Origin of the sequence: Fontivita pretiosa (genome assembly GCF_050410795.1) — a bacterium.
Taxonomy (GTDB): domain Bacteria; phylum Planctomycetota; class Phycisphaerae; order Tepidisphaerales; family Tepidisphaeraceae; genus Fontivita; species Fontivita pretiosa.
The window spans coordinates 447,798-468,981 of the sequence record NZ_CP191258.1 but is presented as its reverse complement, the minus strand read 5'-3'; the positions used below and the strand labels follow the sequence as shown (position 1 = coordinate 468,981).

Genomic DNA, 21,184 nt, shown 5'->3' with positions numbered 1-21,184 from the left:
CCCTTCCCTTTCTGCCAATGACGCCAAGACACGCACGTCGGCAGCCGCGCGCGCAGCAGCCATCTCGTGCAGCGGATCGTCACTTGTCACATGAACGCAGGCAGATGCTTCTGCCGGCGCTTACGACTTGGCATCGCCAGAAGACGTGCCTCCTATCACGACGAGGCGTCACCGTCGTGATATTCAGCGGGTTAGTAATGCCCGTATCGCTTCTCGATATCGGCCCACTTGCGGGCGCCGGCGGCTTCGCTGAAGAAGCGGAAGTCGTTCCGGTCGATCGCGAACCAGATGTAGTGCCAGTAAATGATCGCTTCGGGCTTGGACCAGGTGGCCGCCAATTGCCCGGAGACTTCGTAATCCTTCTTGGACAGCAGCACGAATTCCGCGTGACCGTCACTAAAGGCTGTCGGCAGACCGTATGGGTTGCGGTGCGGGAAGAGATTGAGGTTGTAGTAATAGGTGAAATCGGTGATCAGCGATCGCACGCCCCTGAAGCGACCCAGCTTCATGCTGTTCATCTTCTGGATGTCAGACTGGGTGACGTAGATACCCATGTCCTGCCCGCCGACTCTGTACTGATATCCGAACTGAAGCCGATCGCTGTCCTGGGTCAGTTTTTCGCCGCGACGGATACGCTCCCACATATTGCGGTACGTGTCGTACATAAATGGGCCGAAATACATGTCCGGACAGTAAAAGGCTTTTCCGTCCTTGATGTACTTGCCGGCGCGGACGAGATAGCCCAGACCCACGAACCCGTCGGCGGAATTGCGGCGAGTGGTGTACTCGCCAGGATAGTCGTCCCATCCCGCGTAAAACGCCCAAGTCGTCTGATAGCTGTCCACTCCAAGCAGTTGCGGAGGCAGCGCGCCCTTGTTATCGCCGGCATACATGTGCAGCACCGTGGCCAACTGCCGCTGATTGCTGAGACACTGTGCGCGCGTGGCCTGCGCTCTGGCCTTGTTCAGTGTTGGCAACAGGACCGAGATCAGGACCGCGATGATTCCAATGACTACCAGCAATTCCACCAGCGTGAACGCCGGATCACTGTGGCGGTACACAACATGACGGCGACGACCACAACACATAGGACGCCTCCCGGAGCCGATGCTCTCGTGCACCAAGATTTCAAGGGCGGGCCGGAACCGCATGCCCACGCCGGCCCAACCGAATTGCCCAAGGCCGCGTTTCAGCGCGGTACCACCGCCTCCAGATGCCCCTTGCCATCCGGGCTGCGGGGGATCATGATCTGTGCCGCCTGCGGCGAATCCTCGGGAATCCAGCCGGTATCTCCAGACAATGGCGGCTTGATTTCCTCGGCGCCCGGCGGAAGGTTCCATGGTTCGACCTCAGCCTGCGGTCCATAATGCACACGCACCGCAGCCTTGAGTCGTTCCAAGTGAGACACGAACTTGGTTTTGCCTCCGTCGAACGTCCAGACGTAACAGCGATAGGCCTGTTTGCCCTCATGCTCAAATGGTACGACCTTGTTGCCGGGTCCCGCGAACCAGGTGCGCCCATCATCCACCGTGTACCAGGCTTTGGGTGACAGGCTCTGTTCGTTGCCTCGCCGCCGGTCGCTCGCCATCAACTGCACAAGCATCACGCCGATGCACGCGACGATCGCCACGGCCACAACGGTGGCAACACGTTTGGGGTTGCGATTGATCGCTTCTCGAATGCTCATCGCATCACGATGTGAGCCAGTGCGGCTCGAACTTGCCCTGAGCGGCCAGCTCCTGGATCTTCCGCCTCGCCACCGCAACATGCTCGCGCGCCGCCCGCTCCGCCGCGTCGGGGTGGTTCTGGTGAATCTCATCCAGAATCTCAAGATGCTTCTGCAAGGTGATGGCCGAGTCGGGATACGGCCGGCTCCACCACATCATTTTGCCCAGGAAGCGATAGCTGTCGCTGAGTCGAAGAAGCGTGCGGTTGCCACAGAGCTGGATCAGGCAGTGATGAAACTCTCGATCCAGGCGGCAACTGGTGTCCCAGTCATCACCGATGCTGGCGTCGTGGATCTGCTGCGCCAAGTCGCGCAGGCGGGAGTACGACCCGTCGTCCATCCGCCCGCAGCAGCGTCGGGCGGCCAGGCCCTCCAGCACTTCGCGGATTTCATAGGATTCGATCAGCCGATCCACGCTCCAGCGGCTGACCGTAACGCCGCGATTATCCTGAGTCTCAACCAATCCCCAGGCCTGCAACTCCAGAAGGGCCTCCCGCACCACGCCGACGGAAACGCCGAAGTCCTTGGCCAGCTTGCCCTGGATCAGTTTCGTGCCAGCGCGGCACTCGCCGTTGAAGATGCGATCGCGGAGGATGAGACGGATTTCGTGGCGGGCGAGCCGTCGGCGGCTGGTTTTCCTGGCTTTGTTTCCCGCAGCTTGCTGGGGCATCGGCTGCTCCTTGAAACGATTGACGCTCGGCGAGACGGACGAGACCGCCATTTAAACATTCGAATCTTTTCAGTCAAGAAAATTCGCCCGGCATCATCAGATTTCACGCAGCGTGCGGTGATCGCCGCTCCTCTCAGGCTCAATGGATCGTGAAAGAGTACAGCCTGCCGCCGGGGCCGACGGCAAAGCGCAACTGGAACTGACCATTGCCCGTCAGATCGCGCAATCGCTTGCCGTCGAAGCGCACCGTATGCGCCAGCGAATCGCCGCTCAAGCTCGTCTTGCCCACGGGCTGGGCGTTGGCGTTCAGCAGCTCGACGTGCACCGGGCCGATCGCGTTGACACTCAGATCCGATCCATCGCACACGAGCGGTGTGGTTGTCAGCGTGCCGGCATCGACCGACACGAACCCATCCGGCCGCAGCCGCGCGCGGAAGATTCCGCCTCCGGTCACGCGCTTGCCCGGAGCGTGATTCTTGCCCCATGAGGAGGCGCCGTAGTAGTAGATCAACTCATCGCCGATGCGAAGAGGTCCCTGGCTGAACTCAGTGATGTACCCGCCGTCGTTTTTGCCGCCGTTACCACCTTCCGGACCGTTGGGGATCCAGACTTCGGGCACGCCGTCGTCATTCTTGAACTGCACCTTGCTCCAGCTCACGCCATCGCGGCTGACGACGAGCTTGAGGAACGCACTGCCCGCCGCCGAATAGGGGTAGTCGCCCTTGCCGTGCCAGACCTTCAGCCCGCCCAGCCACAAGGAGCCGTATCGCCAGGCTGTGGAGGCGTAGTACTCGTCGTGGGGCAAGTCGCCGTTCTTCTCGGCTGCCTGTGGAACCAGCGCCACGCGCTGGATCCGGTTCATATCCAGCGGTTCATCCAATCGGTTCACAAATGCATAGGCGCGCGATCGCTGGCGGTTGCCGTCACCCACAGGCTCGACGTTCGTGAACTTGATCAGGGCCAGATACCTGCCGCTGATGGGATCGGCATAGAAGGTGGTGACATCACTTGGCCCGCGCAGCGTCCAGCCGTCCTGCTGAATGGTGCGGCTGTTGTAGCTCATGATCTGCCGCCCGCGCTGCCATTGTCGGCCGTCGCGCGAATAGACGTAGTAGACGCCCTCGCGACCGTCGCCCCAGTTCGCGAACCACAGCCATCCCTTGTAGGGGTACTGCGGATCATTGTGATCGTAGCAGAACGAGAACAGGTCGGTGTTGCTGGCGCTGGTGCGACTGACCGGATCGTACAGGTCAAATTTGATGTGCTGGGGCGTGCCGTCGTCGCCCCGGATCCAGTTCATCGCGTCGTCGGAGGTGTAGCGGTAAAGACGTACGCGCTCAGCACCCTGGAGCTGAAGGGCGGCGCCGATGGCAATCATCACCCACTTACGCAGCTTCGGGTCGAAGACGATGGTGCCATTGGCCTGGTGGGTCGCCGGCAAATCGCCAAATTCATTGGTGATCGCGATGACCGGCACATTGCCGTCGTTGTCCTTTTTGGGCTGCCGGAGGGTGCGCTGAAGCCCGCTGGACGATTCGATCAGCAGGTCATCCACAAACAACTGAGGCTCGCCGGGGTTGATCACGATGGGCTGGCGCTGGGCGGCGGGGAGGTTGTGCATGGTGGCCAACACCGCAAGAATCGCGACAATTACAGTCTGCGCTGGACAATTCATAGGATTGGCGACCGAGGGTACAAAGATTCGAATGTTCGTGTCAAAAGAAAAATCACGGCGGGATTCATGAGCGGTGATTCGCTGACGGACGGAACCTACGCCCGCGCCAGCACCAAACGGGCGATTCGCCTGGCGCCAGACGACAATGTCGCCGTCGCGATCACGGCGATAGCGGCGGGGGACTTGCTCGATATCGGCGACGGTCAAACCATCACCGCGCGCCAGTCCGTAGCCTTGGGACACAAAATCGCCATCAGCGCAATCCGTGCCGGCCAGAAGGTCATCAAATGCGGCTGCCCGATCGGCACGGCCACAGCGGACATTGCCATCGGCCAGCACGTCCACCTGCACAATCTGGCCAGCGATTACTTGCCCACCTGCACGCTCCAGCCCGGCCGCAGGTTCAAGGACCTGGACACGAACACGTGATCAGCATCGGTCAATACCGAAGCACCGAGTGCACCGGCACGCCGTCGAGCTTGTCCCGGCCTTTCAGTGCCTCCAGCTCGATCAGCACCGCCACGCCGACCAGCTCGCCGCCCAGATGTTTGACCAGATCGCAGCAGGCTTTCATCGTGCCGCCGGTGGCCAGCACGTCATCGCAGACCAGCACACGTTGCCCGGCGACGATGGAATCCGCGTGCATTTCCAGCGTGTCGGTGCCGTATTCCAGTTCGTAACTCATCGAGACTTTCCTGTGCGGCAGCTTGCCAGGCTTGCGAACCAGCGCGAAACCCGCCGACAGGCAGCACGCCACCGCCGTTCCGAAGATGAACCCGCGGCTCTCAGCCCCCACGACCAGGTCGATGTTCCTGCCGCGAAACGGATTGGCCATCAGCTCAATCGATAGCGCCAACCCCGACGGGTCGGCCAGCAGAGGCGTGATGTCGCGGAACAGCACGCCCTTTCTCGGAAAGTCCGGCACGTCGCGTATCAGCTTCTTAAGCTGCAAGACGGGTTCGGTCATGGCCGGCATTGTAGCGACGAGGGGTCGGCCTTTCACAACTGGCGTGCGTTCAGCAGGCGCATGGCGGGCGAAAAATCGTATACAATCGGTGTCGGCGAGGTGTAGCCATGATCGCCGCAGCCAGACTCTCAAGTCGTGTCCGAATCGTCACGATTGCCGTGGCCATGTCGGCGATCATCGTGGTGACGGCGGTCTTTGCCTACCGCGCCCGATCCCGCCAACAGTTGCTCGCCTCCATTCAGGACGATCCACTGAAAGTCCTGGAGGCCGCCAGTCAGGGACGGCTCAGCAGCGAAGAGGGCTATGAGGCGATGATGCAGGCGTTGCGGAATCGGATCTATCGGCGGCTGGATGAGTACTTCGCGCTTCCGCCCGGCGCGCCGCGAGAGCAATACCTGGATCGGTTGATCGAGGAGATGCAATCCCGACGCCGGGAGGTGCAGACACGCGCTGCGACCCGGCCGGCGATCGCGCAGACGGTGCGGCAACTGGAACAGCGTGCCGGTCCTGACCGGGCCCGGCGGATGCAGGCGATGATGGAGCAGGTTCCCCCGCAGCGGCGGGCCCAACTGGCCGAGATGGCCGCCGCCGTCATGAAACGCCGCCTCTTGCGTGGCCTGCCGCCGCTGCCGGAAACGCCCGCCGACGCCCAGGGCCGTTAGATTTCCCGATCTCGTCACGTCCTGTGCGCAGCCGGAGATGATCGAATCGTGGTTACGCGACGCCATGGATTCAGCCTGATCGAGCTGCTGGTGGTCATCGGCATCATCGCGGTGCTGATGGGGCTGCTGTTGCCGGTGATGAGCAAGGCGCGGCAGGCCAGCCGGCGCACCGCCTGCCGGGCGCAGCTTCGCGACATCGGCAGCCTGTTTCAAATGTATCTCAACGACAACAGGCAACGTGTGCCGCGCGTGAATCCGATGCCCTCGCTGCGTCCGCCACTGGTCGATGCGCCCTCCATCTTCGAAGTGCTCGATCGCTATACCAAAGGCTCCCGCGGGGTGTGGCGATGTCCGGCCGACCGGATCATGCAGGATCTTCGTCCCGATGGATATCAGACGTACTTTGAGCGCGAGGGCGGCAGCTACGAGTACAACGCGTTCTTCAACGCCTTCGCGTTCGATCCGCTCAGCGGCGTCAACAAGGTCTGGACTGATGCATTGGCCGATGCGAAGCGCCAGGGACGCCCGCCCGAACGTCTGGTTCTTTTCAAGGACTTCGAGCCGTTTCATGGCCGGCCCGGACACCCGGGGGCGATGAACTGCCTGTTTGCGGATTTTCACGCGGGGGATTCGCGAGATTGACCCACGCTGACAAGGAAGGAGTTGGCACATGTCGCTGATCAGATCGGCCGGGGGCGGCAGGGTTCGGGCCGTCATTACGGGCGTTGCGGTGATCGCCTCAGTCGCGATCGCGGGTGTGCTCTGGGCCAGACAACGCGCTCGGAACCGCGCCCTGGCCGATGCGGGAAACGACCCGATCAAGATCATTCATGCGGCCGAGCAGGGCAAGATCAGCCAGGCCGACCGCGACGCCGCCATTTCGCGTGCAGTGCACTCGCAACTGAGCGAAAGGCTGGAGGCGTACTTCGCGCTGCCGGCCGGCAAGCCCAGGCAGGACTATCTCGACAAGCTGATCGATGAGCAGGAGCAGGCCCGCCAGAAGCTTCAGCACCTTCAGATGAATCAGGGGTCTGGGACGATTGACCTGAAGGATTCACCGGGCGTGAACGTGAAAGTGCAGACGTCGCCGTTGCCGAACGGCGCCGGCCAGGCCAAGCGCGTGACGATCCGCAAGGGCGGCGACGGCAGCGAGCTTCCGCCGGAGCTGCGAGCCAAAGCGGCCGAGTTTGCCGCCGCCATCGCCCGTCGCCGCGCCGAGCGCGGGTTGCCGGCCGGTCCTGACGGGAAAATGGGCATCGTGATCGTGAAGAGTGTCCTGGAGGCGCCTCCGCCGCCATCCCAATGACCGGTTCGTCACTGGCAGATGCAGGTTCTGTTCGGTTTGACTTGCCGTCCTGTGCCTTCAGCCATTGCTAGGCCACCAGCATCGCATCGCGCAGCTTGCGCAGCGCCTCGTGTTCGATCTGGCGGACACGCTCGCGCGTCAGCCCGATTTGCTGGCCGATCTGCTTGAGCGTCATCGGTTCCTGTCCGTCCAGGCCGTATCGCATCTTCAGGATCTTCGCCGCCCGCTCATCGATCTGATTCAACAGCTCCGAAAGCTGCCGCAGCTCGTCGGCGCTGCACACGCTCTGATCGGGGGTGGGGGTGTTGGTGTCGGGCACGACGTCGCTGATCGACATCTCCTCCTCTCCCTCGCCGTTGCCGCCACCGGTGAACTGCGTCGGGGAGTGATAGGCCTTGACCGCCTTTTTGATGATCTTCAGCTTCTTGACCGACATCTTCAGGTGGGCCGAGAGTTCTTCGGTGTTGGGCAGTCGCCCGAGCTGATCCTCCAGCTCGCGCATCGCCTGTTTGAACTTGCTCATCATCTCCACCATGTAGGCGGGGATGTGGATCGGCTGGACGCTGTTGATCAGCGCCCGCTTGATGGCCTGTTTGATCCACCAGCTCGCGTAGGTGCTGAATCGCGAGCCGTTTTCCGGGTCGAAGCCTTCGACCGCCTTGAGCAGTCCGATGTTGCCCTCCTCGATGAGGTCCGGCAGTGAGAGTCCTCGCCCGACATAATGCTTGGCAATGTTAACCACCAGCCGCAGGTTGGAGCGAACCATGCGTTCGCGGGCTGCGGGGTCGTTGTCGCGGATGATCCGCCGGGCCAATTCCTTCTCTTCTTCCGCCGTCAGCAGCGGCGATTCGTTGATCTGCCGGAGGTACAACTGCAAACCCGATTGGACGGCGGTGGAAGCCATGTTTCGCGTCACCCTTCGCTTGGGGCAAATTACTCCCTGACCCGTACGCAGTTGGCCGAGGATGCCGCGCGTGCCGGATTTGCCGGCCGCGCAGCTTCCCCGCCATGCATTTCTCCTCAACACTTATCGGCGACTGGCGCGGGTGACTTTCAGACACTGTGAGGCTTTGCGGCGCATAACAAAGGACCGCGATCTTTCGGATCGCGGTCCTTTGGTTAAGGTCCGAAAACGTTGCGCTGTGTGGCGAAGCGGGCTTTACCGACCCAGTCGCAGGTCGCCCAGGCCGGTGGATTGCTCGCCGCCTTCCAGGCCGCCACGCAGCCCGCGCCGTTCGGCGCGCTCCGCGCGGGCCTGCTCGCGACGCTCTTCCTCGGCGGCCCATTGCGCTCGCTTCAGCGACAGCCCGATCTTCCGCTCGTCGCTGTCCACACGCAGGATCTTGACTTCCACTTCCTGTCCCACCTTCAGCACATCCTCAGGCTTCTCGATCTTCTGATCCGAGATCTCCGAAATGTGCAGCAGCCCTTCAAGCTGCGGCGCCAGCTCCACGAACACCCCGAAGTTCGCGATCTTCGTGACATGGCCCTTGACGACCATGCCCGGCCGGTACTGCTCCGGGATCACCGTGATCCACGGGTCCTCGGTCATCTGCTTCAGGCCAAGCGCGATACGCTGCTTCTCCTGATCGACCGACAGCACGACGGCCTGGATCTCCTCGCCCTTCTTGAGCACCTCGCTGGGATGCCCGATCTTCTTGGTCCAGGACAGATCCGAGACGTGCAACAGCCCGTCGATGCCTTCCTCGATCTCGACGAACGCGCCGTAGTTGGCGATGTTGCGTACCTTGCCCTTGACCACCGAGCCGGGCGGGTACTTCTCGGCCACTCGCTCCCAGGGGTTCTCCTCCACCTGCTTCATCCCCAGAGAGATCTCCTGCTTCTCCTTGTTGATATCCAGGACCTTGACCCGCACCTTCTGCCCGACGGCCACGACCTCGCTGGGGTGGTTGATCCGCTTGGTCCAGCTCATCTCCGAGATGTGCACCAGTCCCTCGACGCCCGGCTCCAGCTTGCAGAACGCGCCGTAGGACATGATGTTGACCACCTCGGCCTCGTGGATCGAGCCGACAGGGTACTTGGTCTCGATGTTCTCCCAGGGGCTGGCGTCCTTCTGCTTGAGTCCCAGCGCGATCTTTTCCTTTTCCTTGTCGATCGACAGGACCTTGACCTCGATCTCCTGATCGATCTTGAGGATTTCGCTGGGGTGGTTGATACGACCCCAGGACATGTCGGTGATATGCAGCAGCCCGTCGATCCCGCCCAGGTCGATGAACGCGCCGAAGTCCGCGATGTTCTTGACCGTTCCCTTGACGATCTGACCGACCTGAAGACTCTCCAGGGTCTTTTTCTTCAGCTCCTCGCGCTGCTGTTCGATGAGCTTGCGCCTGGAGATCACGATGTTGCGGCGCTCCTCGTCGATCTTGAGGATCACCGCCTCGATCTGCCGTCCGATCCAGTCGCTGATCTCCCCGGGTCGGCGGATATCCACCTGAGAGGCGGGCAGGAACACCGGCACGCCGATGTCCACCAGCAGCCCGCCCTTGATCTTCTTGGTGACCTTGCCGCTGACCGTGTCCCCCTCCTTCTTGCTCTTCATGATGGCTTCCCAGTTGATGATCCGATCAGCCTTGCGCTTGCTGATCTTCACCAGACCGGTGTCGCCCTCGACCTCCTCCAGAAGAACCGAAACCTCATCCCCGATTTTGACGTTTTCCGGCTCGTCGAACTCGCTGCGCTCCAGAATCCCCTCGGACTTCAGCCCCAGCTCGACGATAAAGTCCTCGCCGGCCATGCCGCTGATGCGTCCCTTGAGAATCGCCCCGGGGGTGAAGTCCTGGACTTCATCGCCGCGGACGAGCTTGTCCAGGTCCGTTGCAGCCTCGCCCAGTGCCGTGGCGACGGCGGCATCGGCTTCCTGATCAATGTGATTGCCTAACTGACTAATAAGATTGAAATCGACCATACGAAAATAGCGGCCCGACGCTGGCGCCGCGGCGGGTTGTCGCCGATGCACCGGTACGTCCGGCCTGTTCCTTGTTCTGCGTGGCCCGTTGTTGCTTTGTGGTTGCCGACTCCACGCCGCGCCGGCCACCGCCTTGTCCCATGCTTCGCCTGATCGGACCGCCCGATCAGTCGCGAATCAATAACTATATCTGTCATCCACATCTCAGGCAACCAGACTACGGGTGCGGACGCTACGGCTGCGTGCCCGCCCGCTCGGAAGGCTCAGCATATGGCTGATGCAGCCGCACGGGCTGTGAGACCTTCCGCAACCGAAGGTTCAGCATCTCCACCCCAATGGAAAAGGCCATCGCGAAATAGATGTATCCCTTGGGAATGTGCCGATGCGAGGCATCGACCACCAGCACCACACCCACCAGGATCAGGAACGCAAAGGCCAGCATCTTGACGGTCGGATGGCGATTGACGAAATCGCTGATGGGTTTGGCGGCGAAGAGCATCACGCCCACCGCGATCACCACCGCCGTGATCATGATCGTCAGCCCGGCCCAGCGATGCTCCGGTGTGGTCTGGACCATTCCGACGGCGGTGATGACGCTGTCGAGACTGAAGACGATATCCAGCAGCAGGATCTGCGTGATCACGCTGGCGAAGGAGATCCGCTGGCCGCGCTGCACAGTGCCGTGTTCGGCGCCCTCCAGCTTGTCGTGGATTTCGGTGGTGGCCTTGTAGATCAGGAACACGCCCCCGAGCAGCAGGATTGCATCCCGCCAGTTCAGGTGGGTTTTGTCTCCCAGCACCGGACCGAACCACCCGCCGATCAGCGGGATCGGGCTGGTCAGCCCCATGATCCAACTGATGCTCAGCAGCAAAACGATGCGCAGGATCATCGCCAGCGACAGCCCGGTGAGCCTGGCCTTGTTCTGCCGCTCGGGCGGCAACTTATCCGCCAGCACCGAGATGAACACGATATTGTCGATGCCCAGGACGATCTCGAGGATGGTCAGCGTGACCAGGGCAATCAGCGCCTGGAAGCTCAGCAGCGAAGTGACGGCCTGGCCAGCGTCGGCGTGCGGAGCGGTGGTGGCGACGGAAAGCGCGGCCATCGCGACTGCGGGAAATGTCAGGCCAGTCATGAGCGGACGATCCTTCCGTTGAGCGGGCGGGGGTTACTTACCACGGCGAATCATCCGATGCAAAGCCGCGGCACAGCAATCAACGGCCCAGGCAACGGCCGGCTTCTCCCGCGGTTGCCATTCGCGCAAGGCTCCGTGCCCCAGGTGCTGTGCAGGGGCGGATCAGTCCGGCTTGTCATAGGTCACGAACTGACCAATCCGGCGGAACCCCAGGCTGGCGAACAGGTGCTGGGCGATGGCGTCGTCTGGAGCCACGCCGGCAAAGACGTGTTTGAACAGAGATCGGGCGCAGATCTCCAGGGCGCGCCACATCATGGCCGTGCCGATGTGCCGCCCGCGAAACGCCGCAGCAACGTACAGCTCCTGGATCACGCCAATCTCGCCCATCGCCAGCACGCCGACGTGCGCCACCGCCGTGCCCTGCTTCAGCGCCAGCAGCGCGTCGTAGTGGGGGTCATCCAGGTGGAGCATGGCGGCGTCGGCCAGTTGCGGCTCGTTGCCCACCGCCGCTGCCCACTGCTCGTGCAGCGCTCTGGCGTGCCGAAAGCTGGCGCGGGCGGGAATGATCGTCAGTTGCTCGGCGGCGCGCGCCTCCGGCCAGGGCGGTATCCGGTCCAGATGCAGAATGTCTGTCACGCGCGGCGCATACCCCACCGAGAGCAAAAACTCAATCATGGGTCGGGTCTGCGCCTCCGTCGCCGACGGATTCAGTACCCACTGCCAGCAGGTGCTGCGCTGTGACGCGAACTCGGCAGTGGCGGCCTCGAAGGCCTGACGGGGCGACATGCCCGGCGGCAGCGCTACATCCAGCATCCGGTTGGCGGTGCGGACTCGCGCAAGCTGGGGGTTGATCCACATCGTGCCAAACTCGGCGGGTGTCGGCTCGGCCAGATGCGCGGTCCACTGCGACTCGGCCTGGTGGAAATAGCGGACCAGCGTCTGCGTCGTCGGCGACGAGGTGGCTTTGAGAATCGGCAGGTCCATCCCGAGGCCATTATAGACCATCCGGACGGTTGCGTCCGTCTGGCAGATGTGTAGCGTTACCGGCATGAAACTGACCCTTTCGACGCTGGCCTGCCCGAACTGGACGCTGGAGCAAATCGTCGCTGCGGTATCGGAAGCGAAGATCGGCGGGATCGATTTCCGCGGGCTGGGAGCGGAGATCGACATCACCAAACTGCCCGAGTTCAACCAGCGCCTGCCGGCCACGCTGGAGCTGCTGGCCCGCCACGGCATCCAGATGCCGTGCCTGAACACGTCGATCACGCTTCTGACGCCGGCGACCGAGCGATGGCAGATGATGCTCGAGGAAGCGCAGCGCACCGCGCGTCTGGCGGAGAAAACCCGCACGCGCTTCATGCGTGTGTTCGGCGGCGGCGTGCCCAAGGACATGTCGCGGCAGCAGGCGCTGATGCTGGCCCGACGACACCTGCGGCAGCTCATCAAGATCGCCGCCACCTTCGGCTGCATGCCCATCATCGAGACGCACGACGACTGGTCCGGCTCGGCGGAAATGCTCGAACTGCTGCACGAATTCGACCCGGCCGAAGTGGGGGTGCTGTGGGACATCGAACATCCGTTCCGCCGCGGAGAGAGGCCCTGCGACACCTTCCAGGCGCTGAAGCGCTTCCTGCGGCATGTTCACGTGAAGGATTCGGTGCGCGTGAACAACAAGAACAGTCCCAGGCTGCTGGGGGAAGGGGATCTGCCCGTCAGACAATGCGTGTCCGAGCTGATCGCCGGGGGATACGACGGCTGGTATTGCCTTGAGACCGAGAAGCGCTGGCACGCCGAGGCGCCCGAGCCGGAGCAGAGCGTGCCGCAGTTCGCCCGGTACATGAGGTCGATTGGCAGCCATGCGCAGGTGACAAGCTGATGGGGTGACAAGGCGAACAGAACAGATGCCGCGAGGCGCCTTGTTACACATTCATCTTCTGGGGCGGGCGGTCGGTTCGGACGATGAACGTCGCCGGGCCGTCATTGGTGCAGGAAACCAGCATCGAAGCGCCGAAGCGGCCGGTCTGCACTGGAATGCCGTGCTGGCGGACGGCTTCGACGAGCTTTTCGAAAATCGGCTCGGCCAGCTTCGGATCCATCGCCCCGTCGAAGGAAGGTCTTCGCCCCCTGCGGGTGTCGGCGGCGACGGTGAAATTGCTGACCAGCAGGACTGATCCGCCGATCTGCTTCACGTCCACATCGAAGTGCTTTTCGCAGCAGCGGAAGATGCGCAGGCAGACGAGCTTGTCGGCCGTCCACTGTGCGTCGGCCAGGGTGTCATCCCGCTCGACGGCGGCCAGGACCAGCAGGCCCGGACCGATCTGCCCGACGATCTCGTGATCGACGGTAACCTTGGCTTCAGTGACGCGCTGGACGATACAGATCATGATCCGGTAAGCTTAATCGCCGGGGCCGGACTTGCTGAATCGCCCGCCTGATCCGCGCCAGGCCGCCGACCAAACGTGTGCGTGAGTGTCACGCCATCGATCACGAGCGTTACGGCATCACCCGCGTTGCAGTACTCGTCGCGGAACCAAAGCTCGAAATACCGCTCGCAGCGTCCGTGACGCAGCGGATGGATGCATGGATCCTGCGGTTCGACCAGGACTTCGACCGTCTGGCCGATGAACTGGCGGCGGAAGTGGTAGCTGTATTCGGCGGCAAGCTGGTTGAGCAGCTCGATCCGCTGGTTGACCACCGGACCGCGAACAAACTCGCCGGTCCACCGTGCCGCTGCCGTGCCCGGACGCGGCGAGAAGCTGAACGCGTGGATGTGGATGAACTTCACCCGCTCGACGACTTGCAGCGTGTGCTGGAACTGCTCGTCAGTTTCTCCGGGGAAGCCGACGATGATGTCGCTCGTAATCGCCGGCCGATCGAACGCCGCCTGCACCCGGTCGATCATCCGCAGGTAGTCGTCGCGTGTGTACTGGCGGTTCATCCGCCGCAGCAACTGATCCGAGCCGCTTTGAAGCGGCAGGTGAAAGTGCGGCACCACCTGGGGATGTGCCTTGAGGTGCCGAATCAGCTCGGCGGTAAGGTCGCCCGGCTCGAGGCTGCTGAACCGCAGGCGGCGCAGTCCACGCACTCGCGTGCACAGTGCCTCGACCAGATCGATCAGGGGTTTGTGCTCGGGGTTGGATTGCCGCCGTCGGATCGCGGTGGGTTGTCCGTATGCTCCCAGGAAAATCCCGGTCAGCACGATCTCCCGGTGCCCGGCGTCAACCAGACATTGGGCTTCCTGTACTGCCTGGTCAATCGGCTTGCTCCACAGCGCAGGGCGCAGGCGTGGGATGATGCAGTAGGTGCAATGGGCGTCGCAGCCATCCTGCACCTTCAGCAGCGCCCGCTGATGGCTGGCCCGCTGCTGGCTAAGCAGGGGCAGCCGGCGCGTCCCGGAGTCGGGATTTTGCTTGACAGACTCCCGTGGCTGTGGCTTACTGTCGATGGAGCGTTTGGCCGCTGGTTCTCCAGCCTCGTTCATCGATACATCATCCCCCACCAGAATCGGCGGCGAAGGCTCGGCTACGGCATCGACAGCAACATGCGTATGCGCCGCGGTGAAAGGCGTAGCGACAGCGGGAGACTCGTCCGGCGGACGAGATGATGAATCCTGATTCCAGCGATCCAGCAGACGTTGCAGCACTGCGGCGACATCGTCGTGGTGCCCGATCACCGCCCCGTCATGGCAACCGTGCTCGGCCAGCAGCCCGGCAGCCTGCTCCGGATCGCTGGTGGCCCAGCAGCCGGTGACGATGACGCGCGGCCGGGGCTGGCCTGGCTGGGGTGGCTGGCCGGTGTCGCCGTGGGGCGGGCAAGCTGCGCCGGCCGGTCCCAGAACCGGCAGCCGCAGCGAGCGTCGAACCGACTGTCGGCTCTTGCTGGCGGCCTGCACCGTCACGCTGCACGTGTTGATCACGTGCAGGTCCGCCGACGAAGCTGAATCCGCCTGCACCAGCCCCCGTTGGCGAAGCAGTGTCGCGATCTGCTCGCTTTCGTACTGGTTGACCTTGCAGCCCAGGGTTTGGATGAAGAATGTCCGCATCAGCCTTGATGAACCGCACACAGCAATAAAACTGCACGCCGGATGATAGCGTACTAACGTATTGGTGGCGTGGATACTCCCTGCAAGGCACGATGACCGCTGCGGAGTGTCGTCGCCGACCGTGGTTTGTTGAACTGGATCGCAATTGAGGTTACACCATTAGGCTGGAACAAAGCATCCCCGGGATTCGGTCCATCTTCCCCGCGTTTTCGTCTCTTGTAGGCCCCGCGCGACGGACCCCGACGGACCTGGCCCCGAATTGAGGAGACACCCAATGGCTTCTGCCCGCTTTGCCTGGGGTATTGATGTGGGCAATCGTGCCCTCAAGGCCGTCAAGCTCATTCGTGACGGCGAGCAGTTGAAGATCGACGACTTCGAGCTGATCGAGCACGAGCACGTGCTGTCCAACGCCGGCGATAACAAGGAATCGCTGATTCAGACGGCGCTGGCCAATTTCGTGCAGCGGCACCCGATGAAGGGGGGTGTGGTGGCGGTGGGGGTGGCCGGGCAGTCCAGCTTCGCCAGGTTCATCAAGCTCCCGCCCGTCGAGGAAAAGAAGATCCCCGAGATCGTCCGCTTCGAGGCGATCCAGCAGATCCCCTTCCCGCTGGACGACGTGGAATGGAGCTACCAGCTCTTCCGCAGCCCCGACTCGCCCGATGTCGAGGTCGGCATCTTCGCCATGCGAAAGGAGCTGATCGCCCGCCACATCCGCTATTTCACCGACTTCGACATGAACGTGCAGGTCGTGCAGATCAATCCGCTGGCCGTCTACAACGCCATGTACTACGACCAGCGGCTGAAGGGCACGACCATGATCATCGACCTGGGCGCCGAAAACACCGACCTGATTATTTGCGACAACGACTCGGTGTGGATGCGCTCGATCCCGATTGGTGGAAACAGCTTCACCGAGACCCTGGTCAAGGCGTTCAAGCTGCCGTTCGCCAAGGCCGAGGATCTGAAACGCAACGCTGCCACCAGCAAGTACGCCCGGCAGATCTTCCAGGCGATGCGACCGGTGTTCGCCGACCTGGTGGCCGAAATCCAGCGATCCATCGGCTTCTACGCTTCGGTTCACCGCGACTCGCGGATCAAGCGGGTGCTGGCGCTTGGCGGGACGTTCAAGCTGCCGGGGCTTCAGAAATATCTTCAGCAGAACCTTTCGCTGGATATCGAGCGGCTGGACAACCTGGGCGCCGGAGTGCCTTCGGACCCGAAGCTGGCCGCCACCTTCAACGATAACATCCTTTCGGTGGTCAGTGCGTATGGGCTGGCGCTTCAGGCGATGGGAGAGGGCAAGATCACCAGCTCGCTGCTGCCCCAGTCGATCCGCCGCGAGAAGATGTGGAAGGAGAAGGTTCCGATCTTCGCGTCGGCCGCGGCACTGTTCTGTGTGGGCACGGGCATCGCGCTCAGTGGGTATTTTCTCCAGAACCTGCGCTTCGAGGCCGCACAACAGGAGCGGGCGGCCATCGACCAGGTCATGCATCAGGCGCAGCAGCTCGATTCCCAGTGGAGCGAGATCGAATCCGCCGGTGCCACCGATCGGGCGTTGATCCGCAACATCCTCGATTTGCAGAAGGGGCGTGATCTGTGGCGGAATCTGCTGGATGAGCTGACCAGAGCGATTCCCACGCCGCAGCCGCCGGTGCTGGAAGGGCTGTTGAAGAAAGACCCGCAATTGATCAAGCAGATCCCGCGGGCGCAGCGTGAGCTGGTGACGATCGACAGCCTCACGTCCAAGTACGTTCCGAACCTGGGCCCGCTGATTTCCGCGACCGATCTGGAGCTTCGGCAGGCCGCGCTTGAAGGTCGGTCCCTGGGCACCGAGATGAGCATGCCGGCCCCGGGTGGTTTTGCTGTGCCGCCGGCGTTCCCCGGCGGGCCGGGCTTCCCCGGCGCGCCGGGCATGATGGGGCCGGGCTTCGGTGGCGAGATGCCGATGGGCGCCGCGCCGCCGGCAGATGCCGGTGCCCCGGCCGGTCCACGTGGATTCATCCTCATCATCCGTGGCACCACCCCCAACACCAATCCGCAAGCCCTGATCGAAGGCAAGCTCTGCTCGGCGCTGAAGAGCATCAAGCCTACTCAATTGCGGCCCAGGATGGATTATGCCATCGTCCGCGCCTTCATTGCCGAGGCCAACCAGATCCGCAACCTTGAGACGCGCAAGAACCAACTGCGTGCCGCGTATGAGGCTGCGGTCCGCGCCAAGCAGCAGGCCGAGCAGGGCCTGGGGGCCGGATTGGTCGGTGGCGGTGGTGGCGGCGGATTTGTCCCCGGCTTCCCCGGCGGCTTCGGCGCCGAAAACGAATTCGCTCCGCCCGGCGGCTTCGGACCAGGATTTGCTCCTGGCGTACCGGGGTTCATGCCGCCACCGTTCCCCGGCGCAGGCGGCGCAATGCCCCCCTCCGGACCAGGACTGACGCAGGCGGAGGCCGAGGCCGCGGCGTTCAAGGATCGTCTGGTCAACGATGAGGATGTCCTGAACGACACGGAATTCACCGTCGTGGCGGTGGTCGTGCTGGATCCGCCGCCTTACACTCCGCCCGCCGCCGCGCCGGCGCAGGCGGGCGAACAGCCAGCGGCGTCGGCGGACACGCCGGCACCAGGAATGTAGCTGCGCAGCTCAGTACCGCGCAGCAGTACGCTTGGAAGAACCGAAAACCAGGACAGACCGACGTCCAGCTCAGCCGAGATCAGCCCCATGGAACTGGTAAAGAAGAACCTGGTCAGCATCATCTGTGGCGTGGTGATCCTGATTGCCATCGCCGCAGTCTTCTATCCGATCAACGGGTACTATGCGGAGCTTCAGGCTAAGGCCGACTCTCGCAAGCAGGTGTATCAGACGCTGAAGAATCTGGCTCAGAAGCAGCGGAGCCTGCCGATCATCAGCCTCGAGACCCAGCAGGCCGAGCCGTTGCCGATGTTTCCCACCGAGGCGGTGGCCAAAGTGGGACGCGAGGCGGTGGACAAGGTCAAGGCCGAGGCCATCGAAATGCTCAAGCTGGCTCTGGAGCTGAATCAGCATCAGCTTCTGGAGCCTGGCGCTTTGCCGCAGGGCACTCCCTACAGCCTGATCCAGTTCCGCGACAAATACATCCGCAAGTTCAACTTCTACGATCCACAGAACCGCAAGAACTCATTCCTGTGGGAGATCATGCGTGCCGGCGCTCCGCCGACCGATCAGGAGATCCAGGCCGAGCGTGAACGAAAGCGTCTGGAGATCGAGGCCAAACGCGCTCTGAATACCCAGGGGCAGCCGATCAACGAGCCGCAGGTTCAGGCTGAGCTTCAGGCCACGCTGCCCAAGATCGCCTCGAACATGCAGAAGAAGGTGGCCGAGGAGTGCCTGGTGTACATCGAGCCCAGCAGCAATCCGGCGGTGGGGGGCATTCCGTCGGCGGTGGACCCGATGCCGGCGCTGGTCAACCCCGGGCAGTTCAATGCGCCGCCGGATCCGTCGGCGGTGTTCGAGGCGCAGGTTGGGCTGTGGATTCACGAGGACGTGGCCCGCGCCATCGCCGCCGCCAATCGCGGCGCCAGGAACGTCACGGAGTCGGTGGTGAAGCGGCTGGTTCGCATCGAGCTGCCGGATGTGCTGTTCCCCCAGCAGCAGATGGCCTCGCCGGAGGGCATGCCTGTGGCGACCAACTCCGATCCGGCGGGGCAGATTCCCCAGAACTTCACCGTTTCGCCGACCGGACGGATCAGCAATGGCGTATACGACGTGATTCATTTCACGGTGCGGATGGACGTGGATGCCGAGCGGATTCCGCTAGTGCTTCAGGAGCTGTCGCGAAACAGATTCATCACTGTGCTGAGCACCAGTCTGTCCAGCACGCTGACACTGAACAATTCGCCGGTGGATCCGGCGGTGATGGAGCTGGCGGGATATCTGTATGGCGAGAAACCGGTGGTGCAGCTTGACGTGCAGTGCGAGGCGCTGCTGCTGCGGAAGTGGACCGAGCCGCTGATGCCGGTGATGATCAAGCGCAACCTCGGGCTGGCGCCGCAGCCCGGCGCGCAGCCCGGGATGTAACCATGACGGACGTGACGAGCAGAGCAGGTGCACCATGAAAAAGCTGCTGGACTTTCTGGAAACCAACGTGCAGTGGATCGTGCTCGGTCTGGGCGGGATCTACGTGCTGTACATGGCCTGGGCGTACCTGATCTCGCCTCCGGTGCAGGTCGAGGGGATCAAGCCCGACGGCCCGCTCTCGCCGGGCGAAGTGGACCGGTACATCAGTGAGACGGTTGTGGCGGAGCTGCGGCGCAAGATGGACGAGAAGCGGGTGCCGAAGATTCCCGAGCCGCAGTTTGTTTCGGCGTTCCGCAAGGCGATGGATTACGCGGGTGCGCCCGAGCCAAAGCTGGACACGATCGCCGCCATCCTGCCGCCCAAGACCGGCATCGTGGTTGATCTGCCCAAGCCCCCGGGCAGCACCCCGGGCACGCCCGAACGTCAGACACCCCAGCCGGGCGGGATCGAAGTCGCCAAGGTCGAAAAGTTGCCGCAGCCTCCTCCTGCTCGCGAGCTGAAGACCGGCAATGGGCTTTCCAACGTGCTGCAGCCTCCGCCCGGCGGGCTGACGGCGGGCCAGCCCCCCCCGGCCGTTCCCGCCGGCGTCAAGGGCATCGACAAGAGCTGGGTAACCGTTCGCTATGAAATCGATCCGGCGGGGCTGGTGCAGGCGTTTGAGGAAGCGAAAATCCCCGATGGCGCGTTTACCACTACTTTTCTGCGCGTCGTGCTGGAACGCCAGGAACTGCTGGCCGAGGGCTGGGGGCCAACCACTCAGGTGCCTCCACCCGCTACGGTCGAGCTTCAGCCCTTCCCGGCCGACGGCTCACCCGTGCAGGTGCTTTGGGGATACCTGACCTGGGCCAACGCGAATCAGCCGGCGATCATGCAGCCGCCGTTTTATCAGGTAGTCAAAGGCGACACCTGGACACTGCCCGGTGAGGAGGCGCAGCAGGTCATGGCCGAGCAGTTCGATCCGCAGCGGTACATCGACGCGCCGATGTCGGAACTGATGAAGCTGACGCTGGAACAGCGTCGGCAGGTGCAGATCCTGCGAGAACAGCGTCGAAAGGAACAGGCGCAGCAGCGTCGTGGCAGCGCTCCGCCACCGCCGGGCGGCGGACGCCGCGGATTCCCCGGCGGCGGATTCCCCGGTGGTGGAGGTGGCGTGCCGGACTACGGCCCCAATGACGGCGGCAGACCCGCCAACCCGCGTGGCGGCGGACCGGGCGCGGTGCCGCCGCCGTTCCCGGGCGGCTACGGCCCCGGCGCCTTCCCGGGACCGGGATTTCCCATGCCCGGCTTCGAGGATGAGATGCTGCCGTTCCCGGGACAGGGGCAGCCTCAACCCCAGTCCCTGAATTACCCGCTGCCTCCGGGCGAGTTCAATCCTCGTGAGTGGAGCAGCAGCAACCCGGGAAAACCGATCGTCGGCTGGGCACACGATGACACCGTCGAGCCGGGCAAGACCTATCGCTATCGCGTGGTCTACCGGATCAAGAATCCCATCTTCGGCGCGGTGAACATCGCCAAGGATCCCAAGTTCGCCGAGCAGTTCGCGCTCACCGCCAAACCCAGCGCCTGGACCGATGAGGTGAATGTGCCGTCCAAGGTGCGGTTCTGGGTGGCGCGCGCGATGCCCTCCAGCGCCGCCAATCCCAGTGCCCGGGTCGAAGTTTTCAGTTATCAGGACGGTGAGCATCAGTACAAGGAGTTCACGGTACAGGCGGGCGACGAGATCGGCGGGCGGGATCCCAAGGCGGACTTCGCAACCGGCTGGACGCTGGTGGATGTGGGCGCCGATCAGCGCAGCGGAAGCGTGTATGTGCTGCTGCTGGATCCCAATGGCCGGCTGCACCGCCGCGAGCCGGCCAGCGATATCCAGGATCCGAAGTATCGGCAGATGAAAGAGCAGATCACGGCTGCGGCGCAGGCTGCGGCGGCGGCGGCGGGGGGCGGTACCGCGGCCGGCCCGGGCGGCAGACCCGGCGCGCCGCCGGGCATGGGAGGCGCTGTTGGTCCCGGATACTGATCGGATCTCGGATCCG

At 63.2% G+C, this 21,184-nt stretch carries 19 protein-coding genes; 8 read left to right on the top strand and 11 right to left on the bottom strand.

Annotation, left to right across the window (positions count from 1 at the left end; genetic code table 11):
• Nucleotides 1-191: 191 nt before the first annotated feature.
• The 4 genes from ACQS5P_RS01830 to ACQS5P_RS01815 all read right to left on the bottom strand — a co-directional run bounded on the left by ACQS5P_RS01830 (nucleotide 192) and on the right by ACQS5P_RS01815 (nucleotide 4,017).
• Nucleotides 192-1,088, bottom strand: coding sequence for a type II secretion system protein (locus tag ACQS5P_RS01830; protein ID WP_428939199.1), 897 nt, complete (start codon nucleotides 1,086-1,088; stop codon nucleotides 192-194).
• 101 nt (nucleotides 1,089-1,189) lie between these two features.
• Complete coding sequence (locus ACQS5P_RS01825) at nucleotides 1,190-1,687, bottom strand: hypothetical protein (protein WP_428939198.1); 498 nt, start codon at nucleotides 1,685-1,687, stop codon at nucleotides 1,190-1,192.
• Nucleotides 1,688-1,691: 4 nt separating this feature from the next.
• Entirely contained in the window at nucleotides 1,692-2,396 is a 705-nt protein-coding gene (locus tag ACQS5P_RS01820) for a GntR family transcriptional regulator (RefSeq protein ID WP_428939197.1), read from the bottom strand.
• Between the two features lie 139 nt (nucleotides 2,397-2,535).
• A complete protein-coding gene (locus ACQS5P_RS01815) occupies nucleotides 2,536-4,017 on the bottom strand; it encodes a hypothetical protein (protein ID WP_428939196.1) in 1,482 nt (493 codons plus the stop codon).
• Between the two features lie 120 nt (nucleotides 4,018-4,137).
• Between ACQS5P_RS01815 and ACQS5P_RS01810 the strand changes: the two genes are divergently transcribed.
• The gene (locus tag ACQS5P_RS01810; RefSeq protein ID WP_428939195.1) at nucleotides 4,138-4,500 is read left to right on the top strand and encodes a UxaA family hydrolase; all 363 of its coding nucleotides are present in this window, start codon (nucleotides 4,138-4,140) and stop codon (nucleotides 4,498-4,500) included.
• Nucleotides 4,501-4,510: 10 nt separating this feature from the next.
• Here the strand turns inward: ACQS5P_RS01810 and ACQS5P_RS01805 are convergent, their stop codons facing one another.
• Complete coding sequence (locus ACQS5P_RS01805) at nucleotides 4,511-5,038, bottom strand: adenine phosphoribosyltransferase (protein ID WP_428939194.1); 528 nt, start codon at nucleotides 5,036-5,038, stop codon at nucleotides 4,511-4,513.
• A 164-nt stretch (nucleotides 5,039-5,202) separates the two neighbouring features.
• On the opposite strand from ACQS5P_RS01805, the gene ACQS5P_RS01800 reads away from it, so the two are divergent.
• Genes ACQS5P_RS01800 through ACQS5P_RS01790 form a run of 3 tightly spaced genes read left to right on the top strand, consistent with a single transcriptional unit; the run spans nucleotide 5,203 to nucleotide 7,006 of the window.
• A complete protein-coding gene (locus tag ACQS5P_RS01800) occupies nucleotides 5,203-5,700 on the top strand; it encodes a hypothetical protein (protein WP_428939193.1) in 498 nt (165 codons plus the stop codon).
• Nucleotides 5,701-5,748: 48 nt separating this feature from the next.
• A complete protein-coding gene (locus tag ACQS5P_RS01795) occupies nucleotides 5,749-6,342 on the top strand; it encodes a type II secretion system protein (protein WP_428939192.1) in 594 nt (197 codons plus the stop codon).
• 28 nt (nucleotides 6,343-6,370) lie between these two features.
• On the top strand, nucleotides 6,371-7,006 hold the full coding sequence (locus ACQS5P_RS01790) for a hypothetical protein (protein WP_428939191.1): 636 nt from the start codon (nucleotides 6,371-6,373) through the stop codon (nucleotides 7,004-7,006).
• Nucleotides 7,007-7,073: 67 nt separating this feature from the next.
• Here ACQS5P_RS01790 and ACQS5P_RS01785 read toward each other — a convergent pair whose 3' ends face one another.
• The 4 genes from ACQS5P_RS01785 to ACQS5P_RS01770 all read right to left on the bottom strand — a co-directional run bounded on the left by ACQS5P_RS01785 (nucleotide 7,074) and on the right by ACQS5P_RS01770 (nucleotide 12,117).
• Nucleotides 7,074-7,910 (bottom strand): sigma-70 family RNA polymerase sigma factor, encoded by an 837-nt coding sequence (locus tag ACQS5P_RS01785; protein ID WP_428939190.1) that lies wholly within the window; start codon nucleotides 7,908-7,910, stop codon nucleotides 7,074-7,076.
• A 255-nt stretch (nucleotides 7,911-8,165) separates the two neighbouring features.
• Nucleotides 8,166-9,932 carry a 30S ribosomal protein S1 gene (locus ACQS5P_RS01780; protein ID WP_428939189.1) on the bottom strand — a complete coding sequence of 589 codons (1,767 nt, stop codon included), beginning with the start codon at nucleotides 9,930-9,932 and terminating at the stop codon, nucleotides 8,166-8,168.
• 232 nt (nucleotides 9,933-10,164) lie between these two features.
• Nucleotides 10,165-11,067: a TerC family protein gene (locus ACQS5P_RS01775; protein WP_428939188.1), complete on the bottom strand. Its 903-nt coding sequence runs from the start codon at nucleotides 11,065-11,067 to the stop codon at nucleotides 10,165-10,167.
• 162 nt (nucleotides 11,068-11,229) lie between these two features.
• Nucleotides 11,230-12,117: a GNAT family N-acetyltransferase gene (locus tag ACQS5P_RS01770; protein WP_428939187.1), complete on the bottom strand. Its 888-nt coding sequence runs from the start codon at nucleotides 12,115-12,117 to the stop codon at nucleotides 11,230-11,232.
• Here ACQS5P_RS01770 and ACQS5P_RS01765 point away from each other — a divergent pair.
• Nucleotides 12,116-12,943 carry a sugar phosphate isomerase/epimerase family protein gene (locus tag ACQS5P_RS01765; protein ID WP_428939186.1) on the top strand — a complete coding sequence of 276 codons (828 nt, stop codon included), beginning with the start codon at nucleotides 12,116-12,118 and terminating at the stop codon, nucleotides 12,941-12,943. The two genes, ACQS5P_RS01770 and ACQS5P_RS01765, sit on opposite strands and share 2 nt — an antisense overlap.
• 43 nt (nucleotides 12,944-12,986) lie before the next feature.
• On the opposite strand, the gene dtd is transcribed toward ACQS5P_RS01765, so the two are convergent.
• Nucleotides 12,987-13,451, bottom strand: a complete 465-nt coding sequence (dtd, locus tag ACQS5P_RS01760) for a D-aminoacyl-tRNA deacylase (RefSeq protein WP_428939185.1) — start codon at nucleotides 13,449-13,451, stop codon at nucleotides 12,987-12,989.
• Nucleotides 13,448-15,109: a MiaB/RimO family radical SAM methylthiotransferase gene (locus ACQS5P_RS01755; protein ID WP_428939184.1), complete on the bottom strand. Its 1,662-nt coding sequence runs from the start codon at nucleotides 15,107-15,109 to the stop codon at nucleotides 13,448-13,450. The genes dtd and ACQS5P_RS01755 overlap by 4 nt, the downstream gene beginning before the upstream one ends.
• A 274-nt stretch (nucleotides 15,110-15,383) precedes the next feature.
• Here ACQS5P_RS01755 and pilM point away from each other — a divergent pair, with 274 nt between their 5' ends.
• From pilM to ACQS5P_RS01740, 3 genes are all read left to right on the top strand, one after another.
• On the top strand, nucleotides 15,384-17,732 hold the full coding sequence (pilM, locus tag ACQS5P_RS01750) for a type IV pilus assembly protein PilM (protein WP_428939183.1): 2,349 nt from the start codon (nucleotides 15,384-15,386) through the stop codon (nucleotides 17,730-17,732).
• 87 nt (nucleotides 17,733-17,819) lie between these two features.
• The gene (locus ACQS5P_RS01745) at nucleotides 17,820-19,154 is read left to right on the top strand and encodes a hypothetical protein (protein ID WP_428939182.1); all 1,335 of its coding nucleotides are present in this window, start codon (nucleotides 17,820-17,822) and stop codon (nucleotides 19,152-19,154) included.
• Nucleotides 19,155-19,188: 34 nt separating this feature from the next.
• Nucleotides 19,189-21,168: a hypothetical protein gene (locus ACQS5P_RS01740; protein WP_428939181.1), complete on the top strand. Its 1,980-nt coding sequence runs from the start codon at nucleotides 19,189-19,191 to the stop codon at nucleotides 21,166-21,168.
• Nucleotides 21,169-21,184 lie beyond the last annotated feature (16 nt).